The sequence below is a fragment of the Comamonas sp. E6 genome (genome assembly GCF_001010305.1).
GTDB classification, from domain to species: domain Bacteria; phylum Pseudomonadota; class Gammaproteobacteria; order Burkholderiales; family Burkholderiaceae_C; genus Comamonas; species Comamonas thiooxydans.
This window is the reverse complement of sequence record NZ_BBXH01000015.1, coordinates 1-14,501: the sequence shown is the minus strand read 5'-3', so window position 1 is coordinate 14,501 and position 14,501 is coordinate 1. Positions and strand designations below refer to the sequence as shown.

General features: G+C 57.3%; 13 protein-coding genes and 2 pseudogenes. 5 read left to right on the top strand and 10 right to left on the bottom strand.

Annotated elements, in window-relative coordinates:
• Positions 1-12: 12 nt before the first annotated feature.
• The 7 genes from CSE6_RS13890 to cysD all read right to left on the bottom strand — a co-directional run bounded on the left by CSE6_RS13890 (position 13) and on the right by cysD (position 7,045).
• Positions 13-492, bottom strand: a complete 480-nt coding sequence (locus CSE6_RS13890; protein ID WP_003079789.1) for an SRPBCC domain-containing protein — start codon at positions 490-492, stop codon at positions 13-15.
• A 13-nt stretch (positions 493-505) separates the two neighbouring features.
• Positions 506-961 (bottom strand): nuclear transport factor 2 family protein, encoded by a 456-nt coding sequence (locus CSE6_RS13885; protein WP_059440769.1) that lies wholly within the window; start codon positions 959-961, stop codon positions 506-508.
• 31 nt (positions 962-992) lie between these two features.
• Positions 993-1,715: a hypothetical protein gene (locus CSE6_RS13880; RefSeq protein WP_059440768.1), complete on the bottom strand. Its 723-nt coding sequence runs from the start codon at positions 1,713-1,715 to the stop codon at positions 993-995.
• 11 nt (positions 1,716-1,726) lie between these two features.
• Positions 1,727-2,914, bottom strand: a complete 1,188-nt coding sequence (locus CSE6_RS13875) for a sulfotransferase (RefSeq protein WP_059440767.1) — start codon at positions 2,912-2,914, stop codon at positions 1,727-1,729.
• Positions 2,911-4,020: a DUF1214 domain-containing protein gene (locus CSE6_RS13870; protein ID WP_059440821.1), complete on the bottom strand. Its 1,110-nt coding sequence runs from the start codon at positions 4,018-4,020 to the stop codon at positions 2,911-2,913. Before CSE6_RS13870 ends, CSE6_RS13875 begins: the two co-directional genes overlap by 4 nt.
• 113 nt (positions 4,021-4,133) lie before the next feature.
• The gene (gene cysN, locus CSE6_RS13865; RefSeq protein ID WP_059440766.1) at positions 4,134-6,047 is read right to left on the bottom strand and encodes a sulfate adenylyltransferase subunit CysN; all 1,914 of its coding nucleotides are present in this window, start codon (positions 6,045-6,047) and stop codon (positions 4,134-4,136) included.
• Positions 6,047-7,045, bottom strand: coding sequence for a sulfate adenylyltransferase subunit CysD (cysD, locus tag CSE6_RS26330; protein ID WP_274522626.1), 999 nt, complete (start codon positions 7,043-7,045; stop codon positions 6,047-6,049). Before cysD ends, cysN begins: the two co-directional genes overlap by 1 nt.
• Positions 7,046-7,426: 381 nt before the next feature.
• On the opposite strand from cysD, the gene CSE6_RS26325 reads away from it, so the two are divergent.
• The gene (locus CSE6_RS26325; RefSeq protein ID WP_202967605.1) at positions 7,427-7,897 is read left to right on the top strand and encodes a hypothetical protein; all 471 of its coding nucleotides are present in this window, start codon (positions 7,427-7,429) and stop codon (positions 7,895-7,897) included.
• Here the strand turns inward: CSE6_RS26325 and CSE6_RS26805 are convergent.
• Positions 7,850-7,960: pseudogene (locus CSE6_RS26805) on the bottom strand (hypothetical protein); the annotation flags it as partial. The gene CSE6_RS26325 and the pseudogene CSE6_RS26805 sit on opposite strands and share 48 nt — an antisense overlap.
• Positions 7,961-8,083: 123 nt before the next feature.
• Between CSE6_RS26805 and cysQ the strand changes: the two are divergent.
• Positions 8,084-8,857 (top strand): 3'(2'),5'-bisphosphate nucleotidase CysQ, encoded by a 774-nt coding sequence (cysQ, locus tag CSE6_RS13855; RefSeq protein WP_034407952.1) that lies wholly within the window; start codon positions 8,084-8,086, stop codon positions 8,855-8,857.
• Between the two features lie 80 nt (positions 8,858-8,937).
• A complete protein-coding gene (locus CSE6_RS13850) occupies positions 8,938-9,909 on the top strand; it encodes a tripartite tricarboxylate transporter substrate binding protein (RefSeq protein WP_059440765.1) in 972 nt (323 codons plus the stop codon).
• Between the two features lie 358 nt (positions 9,910-10,267).
• On the opposite strand, the gene CSE6_RS13845 is transcribed toward CSE6_RS13850, so the two are convergent.
• Entirely contained in the window at positions 10,268-11,206 is a 939-nt protein-coding gene (locus CSE6_RS13845; protein WP_059440764.1) for a LysR family transcriptional regulator, read from the bottom strand.
• Positions 11,207-11,355: 149 nt separating this feature from the next.
• On the opposite strand from CSE6_RS13845, the gene CSE6_RS13840 reads away from it, so the two are divergent.
• Both CSE6_RS13840 and CSE6_RS13835 read left to right on the top strand, forming a co-directional pair.
• Positions 11,356-11,820: a (2Fe-2S)-binding protein gene (locus tag CSE6_RS13840; RefSeq protein WP_003070120.1), complete on the top strand. Its 465-nt coding sequence runs from the start codon at positions 11,356-11,358 to the stop codon at positions 11,818-11,820.
• Positions 11,821-11,837: 17 nt separating this feature from the next.
• Positions 11,838-14,099: a xanthine dehydrogenase family protein molybdopterin-binding subunit gene (locus CSE6_RS13835; RefSeq protein WP_059440763.1), complete on the top strand. Its 2,262-nt coding sequence runs from the start codon at positions 11,838-11,840 to the stop codon at positions 14,097-14,099.
• An 18-nt stretch (positions 14,100-14,117) separates the two neighbouring features.
• On the opposite strand, the pseudogene CSE6_RS13830 reads toward CSE6_RS13835, so the two are convergent.
• Positions 14,118-14,501: pseudogene (locus CSE6_RS13830) on the bottom strand (DNA polymerase II); the annotation flags it as partial.

The following is a 14,501-nucleotide window of genomic DNA, read 5'->3' as shown; positions in this document are numbered from 1 at the left end:
CCTGGGGTTTTCTCAGAATGCAGCCCGGGTGCGGGCAAAGTGCAGCTCTTCTGCGCGGTGCTTGACATCCTCGGCGACCTGGTCAAAGGCGATCTTTACCCAGGCGCCATGCTCGCGCATGATGGTGTCGGCGTTCAGTCCCAGGAACTGGTCGGTGGTGAAGTAGGTGCAGCGGTTGGCGTCAATCGCCTCTATGTATTGATCCCGGCGCGCAGCGTCCTTGTTCTCGGGCACGGGGCGCTGTTCCCAGGACAGCAGTTGCTCGGGCTCAAACGCAACCAGGTATTCATTGACAGGCCAGACTTCACCCGTTAGCGGATGGCGTGTTTTCATCTCGACCAAGTCATTGAGCTTGAGCCCACAGCGGATGTCGGGGCAGAAGCGATTCCAGAGACGGTAGTTCTCCAGATCGGCCAGCACTTCCCAGACCACGCTGGCGGGGGCATTGATTTCCACCTTGATGGAGGTGACGAGGTTGGCAGCTTTGGTCATTGGAGTGCTCGCTTCAGTTGATGGGCTTGGAGGTGATCTGCAACTGCTCGCTCAGCGGCTCCACGGTTTCAAGCAAGGTCTTGTAGCCCGTCTCTGCAATCCACCAGCGGCCATCGCGCTTGACATAGCGGTCTTCATATATCGCGCCGCCGTGCATATGTGTCTTCTCTTCGACGTTGATGAAGACATAGTTCAGATACCAGAGCGCGCTGGCTTCGTCGCCCTTGACCTCGATCTCCGGCGTGTGGCCGTTGTGCATGGCCAGGCGGGTCTTGGTAAAGGAGGTTTTGTAGAAGTCCAGCGCCTTGTCTATGCCTTTCAGATGGAATTCGTAAGCCGGGCTTTTGAAGGCCAGCTTGATGTCTGGCGTCAGCATGCCTTGCAGCAATTCCAGATTGCAGGTGTCGATGGCGCGAAAGTAGCGCGCCTTGAGCTGCTTGATCAACTCAATGGCTTCCAGGTCCAACATGTGTTTTGTCTCCGGTGGTAGTGGGTCAGTCTCAAGCGCTGACTTGATAGAAACTGGTGAGAATGCAATCGAGGCTGCTGAAATCCATGATGGGAGTCACAGATTCGGACATGTATTTCTGCCGCTGGCGCAGCAGGTCTTCATCTCCGTGCGTGTCATAGAAGCCGTGAGCACTGCCGATCGCGATATCGGGAAACTGCTCCTCAACGATGGCGTGGACTTCCGGTGCGTCTTCGGTCAAGCGTCGCACGACCAGGTTTTGCCGGTATCCGAAGATGGACTGCAGCGGGTAGGCATTGCTGCCATGGCCTTCACGCCAGTGAACCATCCATTCTTCAAAGTTCATGCCGACCGGCTTTCTGAACAGCGCCACCTGGCACATGCCCGGTGTGCGCTTGCCTAAAGCCACTTCAGCATCAAAACGCGCAACGCGCGCCTTGCGTTCTTCGGGGTAGGGCTCGGACTCGCAGACGAGATAGGCATGCAGGCTTGCCACCCGCTGCGCGATCAGTGCCTGCACCGGGCCCAGCATGGATGCGCTGTCCAGCCACAGACTGATCATTCCATCGAGAGGATGTTGGCTGAACGTGATGCGCTGGCTTGCGGCCTTGTCCATGGCGTCATCGACAACCATCACACGAATCCGAGAGGCACCACAGGCTTGCAGGGATCTTTGCAAATCCATCAGCGACTGGCGCCAACTTTCTGCCGAATGCCGTGCGGGGCGCCACAGGCTGAACATGATTTTTTCCATGAAAGCACCTCTTAGCTCTGGGTTGGCAGATGCCGGGATCGGTACAGCGCATAGTCGCGTTGCATCTGCTGCTCGCTCAGGCCAAAGGTCTCCAGGCTGTAGTCATGACCCGCACGCTTTTCCCGGCCGTTGCCAGACAGCCATTGCTGCGCATCGGTGCGGGCTTTCTCGGTGAAGGGCATCTGGGCGAACTGATAGACAGCCTCCAGCACCTCCATGGGCTTGGCCACGGTGTCCGAGAAGTGGATATCCAGAAAGCGCCGGCTGTCCTGCTGCTCGCGCACTTGCATGGTGTGGTGAATACCACGCGCCATGCGGCTGTTCCACTGGCGGCCTGCAGAGCTTGGGTCAGGCTGGTCGCTGTAGATCTGCCACAGCGTATGCGCCATGCTGGCCATGGAAGGGATGGTCTGCGCGGGCTCGCGATGGGTCAGAATGACCTGAGCCCGAGGAAAGACGGACAGCAGAATTTCCAAAGTGTGCAGATGCTGCGGGGCTTTGAGCAGCCAGCGCTGGCCCTGCGCTTCGCCGCGCTGGCTCTTTTGCCATTGCAGAAACTGCAGCATCTTCTTGAGCTGCGTATAGACGGGGCGCTGATCCTGCTGGTCGAGCCAGGCGGTGTAGCTGGGCACATCGGCGTAAGCGTCCATGGCGCAGAGAAAGGAATGCTCCATGAGCATGAATTCCTCGTCGCACAGCGTGGCGCTCATGGGGTGGATGGACAGAATCTGGGGAATCGCCTCAATCGTCTGCGCCACTTCCGTCTTGGCCATTGCAATGCGGTTGGCGCAGTCCTGCGGGCCTTCGCCTTTCAGCGGCGCGGGGTAGCGGGTCTCCCACCAGGCTGCAGAGTAAAAGCGCGGGTCTACGGCCAGTGTTCGCTGCAGCATGGTGGTGCCGGTGCGCGGCAGGCCCACGATGACCAATGGGTCTTCGATCTCGATCTTCGAGATTTCGGGGAAGCGCTGGAGATAGTCCTCCATGAGCAGGCGATTGACCAACTGGCCCACGAGTCGCTCGCGCATCATGGCAATGCCGGTTGTCGACAGCTTGGCTTCGGTGTTCAGGGCTTGCGTCAGAACTTCCAGCGCTTGCCGGTAGTTGTCGTTGCCAAAATCTTTGAGGCCTGGTGCACGCTCACATGCAGCTTGCAGCAGTTCTTCGACGTGCAGAGTTTGGGGTGTCACAGGGGCATTCATACAGTCTCCAGCAACTGGTTTATCGAGATCACTTTGGTGGTGGGGTGGCACTGCTCCTTGGCGCCAACCCAGCGCAGGCACATGGTTCCCTGGCGTACGCCGGCGGTCTGCAGCCAGTTGGCAATGCCGGGGTCTTTTTCGCTCAGCACCAGAGTGACGCCGCCGCTTTCGTTGTATTGCGCCTGGTGCTTGTTGATGCAGATCTGGTGGTAGCGGTAGTCCAGAGACTCCAGCCAGTAGTTATTGATCTGCAGATTCCAGAACGAGCATTCCGGCACCTTGTCGATACGAATGACCAGGGCCTGGTCCTCGCGCAGTTCCCAATGCGAGTGGTAGTAGAAAATATTGGGATCACCGCCCACGGACTGGCAGTAGGCCTGATCGGCTGGCGGCAACTGATTGCTATGTGGAAGATAGCTTTGTGCCCAGTCGGCAAATAGCTTCGCCGTGTTCTCGACAAAGGACGTCACGCGCTGCAGCGATTGCGCCAGAACCAAGGGATCCAGAGGGCCGGGGGTGTCCGTGGTGCCAATGCGCTCGATGGCGAGCTTGGCGGGCACTTCGCTCTTGCGATCCATGAAGGTTTGGCGTACCAGCAGCGACACCGAGGCATCTTCCATGGGCAGCCAGTTACCCGGCTGCGGGTCACGGCTGACGATGAGTTCGAAGTCACCGTTCTCGTCAGTCTTGAGCTGCGTGGCGTCGATAAACCCGGTGACAACCATGCGGCCATCGGTTTCATAGCCGCCTTTTTGCGTGCAAAAGCTCAGGTACGAAACCGTGCCACGGTTGCCATGAATGCGGTATTTCATGGACCCGTTGAGGCGCGAGTATTCGTAGATGTTGTCCGGGTTGTCCGCGCCAATCTTGGCGGTTTCGTGCGAGGTCTTGAAGAAGTTGGGAAACGCCGGGTCGGCGAATTCCACATGCATCTCCAGCGCGATGCGCAGCAGTCGGGTCAGATAGCGATAGCCTTCTGCCCGCGTTGCGGGGTCGGCAGGGGTTTCGGGACGCAGAATCTGCTGGCCGCAGCGTTTGAGGTGATCGCAGAACTGCGACCAGGTTTCGCCGCTGAGCAGTTGCTCATTAATGGTTTGGGTATCCATGATCTGGCTTTCTTTGTGTGCCGCGCACTGCCAGGTGGTGGCTGTGTGCGGTGGGTGAAAGAAGAAAGAGGGGCGTTGCAAAGGCTGGCAACGCCACAGTTCATCCAGTTGCTTCAGTCTTCCGCGGCGATGATTTCGCGGGCCACCAGTTCGGCGATGATCTTGTCCACCGCCTCTTGCGCAGTCATCGTGGGGGTGGATATATGAATGTCCGGAGACTCCGGCACTTCAAACGGTGAGTCGATCCCCGTGAAGTTCTTCAGCTCGCCACGGCGCACTTTCTTGTAGAGGCCCTTGGGGTCACGCTCTTCGGCAACGGAAAGCGGTGTGTCGATGAATACTTCGAGGAACTCACCATCCTTCACCAGCTTGCGCGCCATTTCGCGTTCTGCCTGGAATGGCGAAATGAAGGCGGTGATGGCAATCAGCCCGGCGTCCACAAACAGCTTGCCCACTTCAGCGACGCGACGAATGTTTTCCACGCGGTCTGCATCGGTGAAGCCAAGGTCGCGATTGAGGCCGTGGCGCACGTTGTCGCCGTCGAGCAGATAGGTATGCCGGCCACGCGCATGCAAACGGGTTTCGAGCAGATTGGCAATGGTGGATTTGCCAGCGCCCGACAGACCGGTAAACCATAGCAAGGCAGGTTTTTGATGCAGGCGTTCGGAACGCGCTTCCTGGTTCACATTCACATGCTGCATATGAATGTTCTGCGAGCGACGCAGCGAAAAGTCGATCAGACCCGCTCCCACAGTGGCGTTGCTCAGGCGATCGATCAGGATGAAGCTGCCTGTTTCGCGATTGTCCTTATAGGAATCGAAAGCGATAGGCTGGCTGCTGGACAGATTGCAGACGCCGATTTCATTGAGCGCCAGTTCCTTGGCGGCCAGATGCTCCAGCGTGTTGACATTGATCTTGTACTTGGGGGCTGCGAAGGTGACGGGAATCGTCTTGCCGCCGATCTTCATCAGATAGGGCCGGCCGCCGAGCATGGGCTGCTCGTGCATCCAGATGAGCGTGACCTGGAACTGATCGGCCACATCGGAAGGTGCATCCGCAACCGCAATCACATCGCCGCGGCTGCAGTCCACCTCGTCGGCCAAGGTCATGGTAACGGACTGGCCAGCAACCGCCTGCTGCAGATCTCCGTCCTGGGTGACGATGCGCGCAACCTTGGTCACGCGCCCGCTAGGCAGGATGCGGACGCTGTCTCCGGGGTGAATCTGGCCGCTGGCAATGCAGCCCGCAAAGCCGCGGAAGTCGAGGTTGGGGCGATTGACCCATTGCACAGGCATGCGAAACGGCAGCTTTTGCTGGCGGGCTTCGTCGATTTCCACCGTCTCCAGATAGCCCATGAGCGTGGTGCCGCGGTACCAGGGCATGTGCTCGCTCTGCTCGGTGATGTTGTCACCACGCAAGGCCGACATGGGGATGGCCGTGATGTCTTCCAGATTGATCTTCTTGGCGAATTCGCGGTAGTCGGCCACGATATCGTTGAAGATTTTTTCGGAGTAAGCCATCAAGTCCATCTTGTTGACAGCCAGCACGATTTTGCGGATGCCGATCAGCGATGCCAGATAGCTATGGCGCCTGGATTGAGTCAGCACACCGCGGCGCGCATCAATCATCACCACGGCCACATCGGCGGTGGAGGCACCAGTGACCATATTGCGGGTGTACTGCTCATGGCCGGGCGTGTCGGCCACGATGAACTTGCGCTGGTCGGTAGAGAAGAAGCGGTAGGCCACATCGATGGTGATGCCTTGCTCGCGCTCTGCGGCCAGACCATCGACGAGCAGCGCGAAGTCCAGCTCGCCGCCCTGCGTGCCGACTTTCTTGGAGTCCGCAACCAGTGCTTCCATCTGGTCCTCAAACAGCATCTTGGATTCGTACAGCAAGCGTCCGATCAGCGTGCTCTTGCCGTCATCCACGCTGCCGCAGGTGATGAAGCGCAGCAGGCTTTTCTGCTCGTGTGCCTTCAGGTATTTCTCGATATCTTCAGAGATGAGTGCAGATACATGTGACATCAGAAATACCCCTCTTGCTTCTTCTTTTCCATGGATGCGACCGAGTCGTGGTCGATCATCCGGCCCTGTCGTTCCGAAGTACGGGTCAGCAGCATTTCCTGAATGATCTTGGGCAAGCTATTGGCGTCGGATTCGACGGCACCCGTCAGGGGGTAGCAGCCCAGGGTGCGAAAGCGAACATTGCGCATCATGGGAACTTCGCCACTCTTGAGCGGCATGCGCTCGTCATCGACCATCAGCAGCGTGCCGTCTCGCTCCACCACTGGGCGAGGCGCTGAAAAATAGAGGGGAACGATGGGGATGTTTTCGAGATAGATGTATTGCCAGATATCCAGCTCGGTCCAGTTGGACAGCGGGAACACTCGGATTGATTCGCCTTTGTTCTTGCGCGTGTTGTACAGATGCCAGAGTTCCGGGCGCTGGTTCTTGGGATCCCAGCGGTGCTGGTCCGAGCGGAAGGAAAAGATGCGTTCCTTGGCGCGAGACTTCTCTTCATCGCGGCGCGCGCCACCAAAGGCGGCGTCGAAGCCATACTTGTCGAGAGCTTGCTTCAGGCCCTCGGTTTTCATGACATCGGTATGAATTTGCGAGCCATGCTTGAACGGGCTGATGCCCATTTCAAGACCTTCTGGGTTGATGTGGACCAGCAGGTCCATGCCCAGTTTGGCTGCCATCTGATCACGAAAGCGATACATGTCCTGAAACTTCCAGGTCGTGTCCACATGCAGCAAAGGGAAGGGAGGTTTGGCCGGATAGAAGGCCTTCATCGCCAGATGCAGCATGACCGCACTGTCCTTGCCGATGGAGTAGAGCATGACGGGGTTTTCTGCCTCGGCAACAACCTCGCGCATGGCCTGAATGCTTTCGGCTTCCAGCCTTTGCAAATGAGTCAGCACCACAGATTTCTCCTTGGTTTTTTGTTTTGGGTGCTGCCAACTGTAGGAGTCCGTTAAATCAAATCTTTGCGCGAATTGATGTTTTAGAAGTTGCTGCGCCATGCTCGCCATAGGGTCCAGCTTCGTTGACGTTGGGGTTCTGGCGTAGGTGTTCTTCGGTACCAGCGATACGTCTTGTGCAGTCTTCAAGATGCTGCTGGCCAATTCGTTCGACTGGCTGAGCATCTCTGTGGCAGCAGGCAGATGAAACAGGCGCAGCCGGTCGTGGCTGTCGCTGGCAAGCGATGAAAAGGTGGCTGCGCGTTGCCACTGCATGGCGGCAAGCAGGGCAAAGATCTTGCCCTCGCTGGAGCACCTGAGGCGATCAAAAAAATCTTCCAGATGCGCAGCGCACAGGCTGCCTTCATACGGTTGCCAATACACCTTGCCGCGGTTGTTGACGGCACGCAAGATGCCATGCCTCAGGCGTCCAGGGCAGTTGTTATGGGCTCCAAAATCATCGATCCAGACAATGCTGGCGCTCTCTTTTCGGGCCTGCTCGCAAATATCCAGATAAGTGGTGGCGTACCAGCGCTGCACATTGCTGGATGCCTGCTTCATGCGCTTTGCAGGGCGGTCGGCATTCAGGTTCCAGCGCTGCAGGTACTGGGCGTTGGTACGCTCGGGCAAGTCAAGCTGCTGGCGCTGCAAGATCAGTTGCTGCATGGCTTCCAGCTGCCACAGCAAAAAAGGCAGGCCATGGTCGGCGGGCTGGGTGCTGACCAGTTGCACATAGATGTCCTGCTCCTGTATGGCCGACAAGGAGCGGCCTTCGCCAGGTTTGCGGCCTCGCTCGCGCACAAGGACAGCGCTCCATCCCCCTTCCAGCCAGGCTTTGTGGGCGGCAATGATGGTTGGTGTGGACAGGCCTGTTGCCTTACCGACTTCTTTGAGCGTTTTGCCTTCAAGCCGTAATTTCACGGCTTGAATTCGCAGTGAATTGATTTCCTGGACACTGAGTTTCTTACCAACAGCCATGCGCATTCCTGTTAAACATTCACTCGCTTATTCGCGAAGATCCAGACGTATTTACTGTCGGCCTGTCCTCTGATCGGCGCATAGGCCAAACGGACCACATGAATAACAAAACAGGAGATTTTTGTGACTCAGACTCGAAGCGCACTGCTTGAAGACGTAATGGCCATCACCCGTGAAGCGGGTGCTTTAATCATGAAGATCTATCGCTGCGACTTTGAGGTTCGGGGCAAGCAGGATGCATCGCCCGTGACTGAAGCCGACGAAAAGGCCGAGCGCCTGATTCTTGAGCGTCTGGGCACCTTGCAGTCGCAGTTTCCCGTCGTTTCCGAGGAGGCGGCTGCAGCGGGATATGTGCCTGAGATGGGGCAATGCTTCTGGCTGGTTGATCCTCTTGATGGCACCAAGGAATTCATCAACCGCAATGGCGAGTTCACAGTCAATATCGCGCTGATCGAAAATGGAACCCCTGTGCTGGGTGTCGTTTTCGCTCCGGCGCTGGATCGCATGTACGCGGGAGCCATAGGACTTGGCGCATGGCTGGAGGTGCAGGGAAAGCGCCAATCCATTGAATGCAGAAGCATTCCGGAGGATGGCCTTGATGTGGTGGCCAGTCGTTCGCACGGCGATGCTGACGCGCTTGATCAGTTTCTCAATGGACGCTTGGTGCGGTCACTCAAAAGTGCAGGTTCATCGCTCAAGATTTGTCTGATTGCAGAGGGCGAGGCTGACCTCTATCCACGCTTGGGGCGCACCATGGAGTGGGATATCGCTGCGGGTCATGCGGTGCTGGCCGCGGCAGGCGGCCAGATTCATGCGCTCAATGGAGATGTTCTGAGCTACGGCAAGAGAGATTTGAGTAATCCTCATTTCTATGCCTGCTCGGCAGATTACCGCTGATTTCAAGCTTTCGCACAGCATTTTCTCCCGCCTTGAATGCCATGAGTGCGAGCACTCACAACCTCTGTGTTTTCTGATAGATGAACTTTGCTGCGACGCTAATTCGAGCTTGCCTGCTTTGCGGGTTGCTAATGAGTGCAGCCTGTGCCGACAAGGCTGCGTCTCGCCAACCCGTCAAAATCGTTGTCGGATTCGAAGCCGGTGGCGCTATGGATACCTTGGCACGCGCGTTTGCAACTCAGCTCTCAGTGCGATTGCAGCGCTCCGTCTATGTGGAAAACAGAGTAGGAGCAGGTGGAGCCATTGCCGCGAACTATGTTGCGAAATCCAGGCCCGATGGGAATACGTTGCTCTTGGCGTCGCCTGCCGAGATCTTCATCAATCCCATTTACACCAGAAGCCAGGAGTCGGGCGAGGTCGCTGACATGGTGCCGGTGGCCAAAATTTCCTCTGCTCCTATTGTTCTTGCCACGCGTGGCGACTCCGCAATACATCAACTGAGTGATATCGCAGCTGCAGCACAAAAAAATGCCCGTGGTCTGAGTTTCGCGTCCTCAGGAATTGGCAGCTTGCAGCATTTGGTGGGCGAGAGTTTGGGCAAAGCCCTGGGTGTGGAGCTATTGCATGTTCCATACGGGGGAGCTGCTTCCGCAACTGCGAGCCTGATGAGCAATCAAGTGGACCTGCTCTTTGCGGGGCTTGCTCCCATAGCCCCCCATCTGCAAAGCCAAAAGATGCACGCATTGGGCATCGCATCGGCCCACAGGTCTAAGCGTTTCTCCGATATTCCTACGTTTCAGGAGAAGGGGCTCCAGGGCGTCAGCTTTGAATACTGGCAAGGAATCTTTCTTCCCAAGGGAGCGTCATCCGAACTGGCTCTATTTCTATCCGCCGAGATCAACAACGTGATCAAAGAAACGGGCTTTGTGGATCAACTAGAAAATACAGGTTTTGAGGTTGCATACAAGGACCACAAGCAATTCAAACCATTTTTGCAAGCTGAGGGTCAGATCTACCGAAGCCTCATTAAGAGAGACAGTTTTTTATATTGACCCCGTGAATTCTTTGGGGCTCAAACTTAACTAGATCATTGGATGTAGAAATCGTCGCGCAGGATCTGCTCTTGCTCGGTTTGAACGGCAGCATGGAGTCTGCTGCGCTTGTTCCAGAGCCCTGATGGCGGACCTCAAGCAAATAATCGGGCTGGAACTGAAATTCATTGTCTCCTGCTTGCCAAAATCCAGGCGTTAAGTGGTAGCTCGCGATGCGGACATGAGCAGAAGCTATCGTTGCCAAGCTACGGCAGGGGGATTTCCGTCCTTTGAAGAGTGTCCGGCGATGGGGCATGGGACTTAAATGTATAAACGACGGGAAGTCACTGATCAAGAAAGACACCAGAAGAAGCCGCGATCAGGGCCTCATTTGCCCGCGGGCTGTTTCGGACAAGCCATTGCGCTGCACATGCTGGACCAGAAAATCAAGAAATATCCGGGTCTTGAGAGGCAGGTGTGTGCGGTGTGGGTAATAGGCATAGAAGCCCGGGAAGCTTGCCCAATAGGGTTTCAGTACTTCAACCAACTGGCCTGTGTTGAATGCGTCGGTCATGGATTCGCGCCAGCCGGTAATCACGCCAATGCCATCAAGGGCTGCACGCATGGCCGTGTCGCTATGGTTGACTGTCAGTGGCCCGCTCACGGAGCGCTCGCTCAGTTTGCCGTCGATATTGAATTCCCACTTGTAGAGTGCGCCGCTGCTGCTCATGCGGTAGTTGATGCATAGGTGCTGCTCCAGTTCGTCGGGGTGCTCGGGTGTGCCGTGTGTTTTGAGGTAAGCAGGAGATGCACCGAAACACATGGTCAGATCCTGTGTGAGTGGCACGGCAACCATATCGCCCTCCAGTGACTCGCCATTGCGTATGCCGACGTCAAATCCTTCTCGCACGATGTCCACAAAGCCGTCGTCATAGACCAGCTCGACGTGAATGTGCGGATGCATTGCAAAGAACTCGGCGAGCATGGGCTCGACGAGCACCTGGCCAGCAGGATGGGAGATGGTGAGGCGCAGCGTGCCGCCTTCGACGCCAGCTTGGAGCTGAAGATCCTCGGTCGCTTCGCGCAGGTTGGTGAGGGCCGGGGAAATGCGCTCCAGATAGATTCTCCCGGCTTCTGTCAGATTGAGGCTGCGCGTTGTTCGATCGAAGAGGCGTACATCCAGACGGGTTTCCAGTTTCTTGATCGTCTGGGACAGTGCGGCCGGCGTGACCCCGATGGCGTGGGCGGCGTAGGTCAGACTGCGATGCTGAGCTACCTGCTCAAAGGCAGCCAGATAGGCGAGTATTTCGGGCTTCATGTTCTCTATTTTTAAGTAAAACTTAATAACTTAAATAGATTGCTTGACTTTTTCTTTTGCATTGCCTGGCGCACACTGCCTCTGCTTCACGCGCTGCTCAGGTGCCTGCAGCAATCACCGTGTCGAAAAAGCAAACAAGAAAGCCCCCCATGCCTGTCAAATTCACTCTCAACGGCAAGCCCGCATCGGCTGATGTGGATCCTTCAACGCCCATCCTCTGGACCCTGCGTGACACACTGGGTATGACAGGGACCAAATTCGGTTGCGGCATGGCCATGTGCGGAGCATGCACTGTGCACTTGAACGGCCAGGCCATCCGTTCTTGCATTACGCCCATATCGGCGGCGCAAGGGCAAAAAATCGACACCATCGAAGCGCAAGCTGCAGACAAGGTGGGCAAGGCTGTCGAGGATGCGTGGGTTCGCAACGATGTGGCGCAATGCGGCTATTGCCAAAGTGGGCAAATCATGAGTGCGACCGCGCTGCTCAAAAGCAATCGCCAGCCAAGCGATGCGGACATCGATGCAGCCATGGCGGGCAATATCTGCCGCTGCGGAACCTATACACGCATCCGTGCAGCCATCCACGATGCTGCCAAAAACCTGTCGGCCTAAAAGAAGGAGCACATCCCATGCCTATTCCCAATCATCTTTTTGCCGACCTGCCCAAAGGTCTGCGTGTGCTGGCGGCTGACTCCATAGATGCAGGCCTAAAGCTCGAGCGGCGCGATTTCCTCAAGCTGGCGACGGCCTCGGGTTTTGCGCTGGGTGTATTTCCCGCAGCTGTGTCGGCACAGGCGAAGGGTAACGAACAGGTTTCTACAAGCGCACTCAAGCCTTACCAGCAGCCATCGGCTTTTGTGAAGATTGATCGTGATGGAGCGGTGACGATCACCATCAACCGTCTGGAGTTCGGCCAAGGCGTGCAAACCGGCCTGCCCATGGTGCTGGCCGAAGAGCTGGACGCCGATTGGTCCAAGGTGCAGAGCGCGCACGGCAATGCCGATCCCGCATATCTGGATCCGGTCATGGGAATGCATCTGACGGGCGGCTCCACTGCCATCAAGAACTCGTATGTCCAGTATCGTGAACTGGGGGCGCGTACCCGCTCCATGCTGCTGGCCACGGCCGCCAAGCGCTGGGGTGTAGACCCGCAGTCCTTGCGCACTCAGGCAGGACAGGTGATCGGGCCTCGGGGCAAGAAGCTGGGCTACGGCGAGTTGGCGGATGAGGCCATGAAGATGCCTGTTCCGCAGCAGGTGAAGCTCAAGGACGCCAAAGACTTTCGCATCATCGGTCATGCCACGGGACGGCTCGATGCACGCGCCAAGTCCAGCGGCAGACAGTCATACGGCATCGACATGCATCTGCCGGGTATGTTGACCGCAGTTGTGGCGCATCCGCCGGTGTATGGAAGCAAGATTCAATCGGTGGACGATGCGGCAGCCAAAGCCATCAAGGGTGTGCGTGCAGTGCTTCGTGTGCCCAGCGTGTGGGGGGGCGAGCTGGTTGCGGTGCTGGCCGATGGTTACTGGCCAGCCAAGCAGGGTCGCGATGCCCTGAAAATCCAGTGGGACAGCGCAGCGGTTGGCAAAGTCGATTCGGCTCGGCAACTGGCGCAGTATCGTGAATTGGCCAGGAAGCCGGGCGCACTCAAGTTCGATGCCGATGTTTCGGCATTGAACGGTGCTGTTCACAAAATCAGTGCCGAATATGTCTTTCCCTACCTTGCCCATACGCCGATGGAGCCGCTGAACTGCACGGTGCGTGTGACAGGTGCAGGAAAGGATGCCAAGGTTGAGCTTTGGTTGGGCACGCAGGCCCCGGGCTGGGAAGTTGCAACGGCTGCGCGCGTGCTTGGCGTGGCACCGCAGAATGTCCGAGTCAATGTTCAGATGGCGGGGGGCGGTTTCGGCCGCCGTGCCAACCCGCGCAGTGACTACGTGGCCGAAGCCTGCGAGATTGCCAAGGCTGCCAGAACATCTGGTATTGACGCACCGGTGCGCATGATCTGGAGCCGCGAGGACGATGTCAAAGGAGGCTATTACCGACCCATGCATGTGCATCGCGCCGAAATAGGTTTTGACGACAAGGGAAAGGTGATTGCCTGGGACCATGTGATTGTAGGCCAGTCGCTTGCCAAAGGCACGGCGTTTGAGGGCTTCATGGTCAAGAACGGAGTGGACACCACTACGGTTGAAGGCATGAAGGAGCCCTATGACCTGCCGATGCGACTCTCGGTGCATCACCCCGAGCTCAATGCGCCGGTTCTCTGGTGGCGCAGCGTGGGCTCTACGCACACCGCTTATGTGATGGAGACCTTGATGGATGAAATTGCCCGAGCTGTAAAGCAAGATCCTGTCGCATACAGGCTGCAGCAGTTTGGCGACAGGCATCCGCGTCACAAGGCCGCGTTGCAGCTGGCAGTCGAAAAGTCGGGCTACGGAAAGCGCCAACTGGCCGAAGGCAGAGCCTGGGGCGTGGCTGTGCATCAGTCTTTCGACTCGGTGGTTGCCTATGTGGTCGAGGCATCGATGAAGGATGGTGCTCCCAAGCTGCATGCGGTTACAGCTGGCGTGCATTGCAATCTGGCGGTGAACCCTCGGAGTGTCGAGGCTCAGGTGCAGGGTGGTGCCTTGATGGGCCTTGGCATGTGCTTGCCTGGGGCTGCAATCACCTTCAAGGATGGACAGGTGGAGCAGGGTAACTTCAATGATTACACCGTGGCCCGCTTAACCGATATGCCCGCGATCTCCGTGCATATCGTGCCGAGTGCCGATGCGCCCACAGGTATGGGCGAGCCGGGTGTGCCGCCATTGGCCCCCGCTTTTGCCAACGCCATCGCCAAGCTGAGCGGCCATACACCACGCGAGCTGCCTTTCCAGAAAGCGTGAGAGCATGAGCCGGGATCGCTAGAAAAGCTCCTGTTGAGAAGATGTGAGAGTGACGAAGTCCTCTCCGAGAGGGATCAAGATCGAGTCGGCAATCGGCTTGATCTGTTTCGCCAGATAGTGCTCGTAATCGATGCGTGAGCGGCGGATTTCCAAAGGCTCAGGGCCATTCTTGGTCATGACGTATTGGATCCAGCCGCCGTTCTGGTACTGCCTGGGTCGCCCCACGCGATCGTTGTACTCATCGGCAATGCGAGCGGCACGGACCTGTGGCGGCACATTGGCCACGTAGGCATCCAGGCGATGTCGCAGGCGTTTGCGATAGATGAGCAGATCATCCTTCTTGCCCGCCAGTGTCGAATGGGCGTACTTGATGACAAACTCGCGGTAGGGGACACCTTGGTG

Bases quoted from the DNA above. Each gene is read 5' to 3' on its own strand.
- CSE6_RS13890 (WP_003079789.1), bottom strand. From the start codon at position 492: ATGACCAAAGCTGCCAACCTCGTCACCTCCATCAAGGTGGAAATCAAT.
- CSE6_RS13885 (WP_059440769.1), bottom strand. From the start codon at position 961: ATGTTGGACCTGGAAGCCATTGAGTTGATCAAGCAGCTCAAGGCGCGC.
- CSE6_RS13880 (WP_059440768.1), bottom strand. From the start codon at position 1,715: ATGGAAAAAATCATGTTCAGCCTGTGGCGCCCCGCACGGCATTCGGCA.
- CSE6_RS13875 (WP_059440767.1), bottom strand. From the start codon at position 2,914: ATGAATGCCCCTGTGACACCCCAAACTCTGCACGTCGAAGAACTGCTG.
- CSE6_RS13870 (WP_059440821.1), bottom strand. From the start codon at position 4,020: ATGGATACCCAAACCATTAATGAGCAACTGCTCAGCGGCGAAACCTGG.
- cysN (WP_059440766.1), bottom strand. From the start codon at position 6,047: ATGTCACATGTATCTGCACTCATCTCTGAAGATATCGAGAAATACCTG.
- cysD (WP_274522626.1), bottom strand. From the start codon at position 7,045: ATGGCGCAGCAACTTCTAAAACATCAATTCGCGCAAAGATTTGATTTA.
- CSE6_RS26325 (WP_202967605.1), top strand. From the start codon at position 7,427: ATGGGCTCCAAAATCATCGATCCAGACAATGCTGGCGCTCTCTTTTCG.
- CSE6_RS13850 (WP_059440765.1), top strand. From the start codon at position 8,938: ATGAACTTTGCTGCGACGCTAATTCGAGCTTGCCTGCTTTGCGGGTTG.
- CSE6_RS13845 (WP_059440764.1), bottom strand. From the start codon at position 11,206: ATGAAGCCCGAAATACTCGCCTATCTGGCTGCCTTTGAGCAGGTAGCT.
- CSE6_RS13840 (WP_003070120.1), top strand. From the start codon at position 11,356: ATGCCTGTCAAATTCACTCTCAACGGCAAGCCCGCATCGGCTGATGTG.
- CSE6_RS13835 (WP_059440763.1), top strand. From the start codon at position 11,838: ATGCCTATTCCCAATCATCTTTTTGCCGACCTGCCCAAAGGTCTGCGT.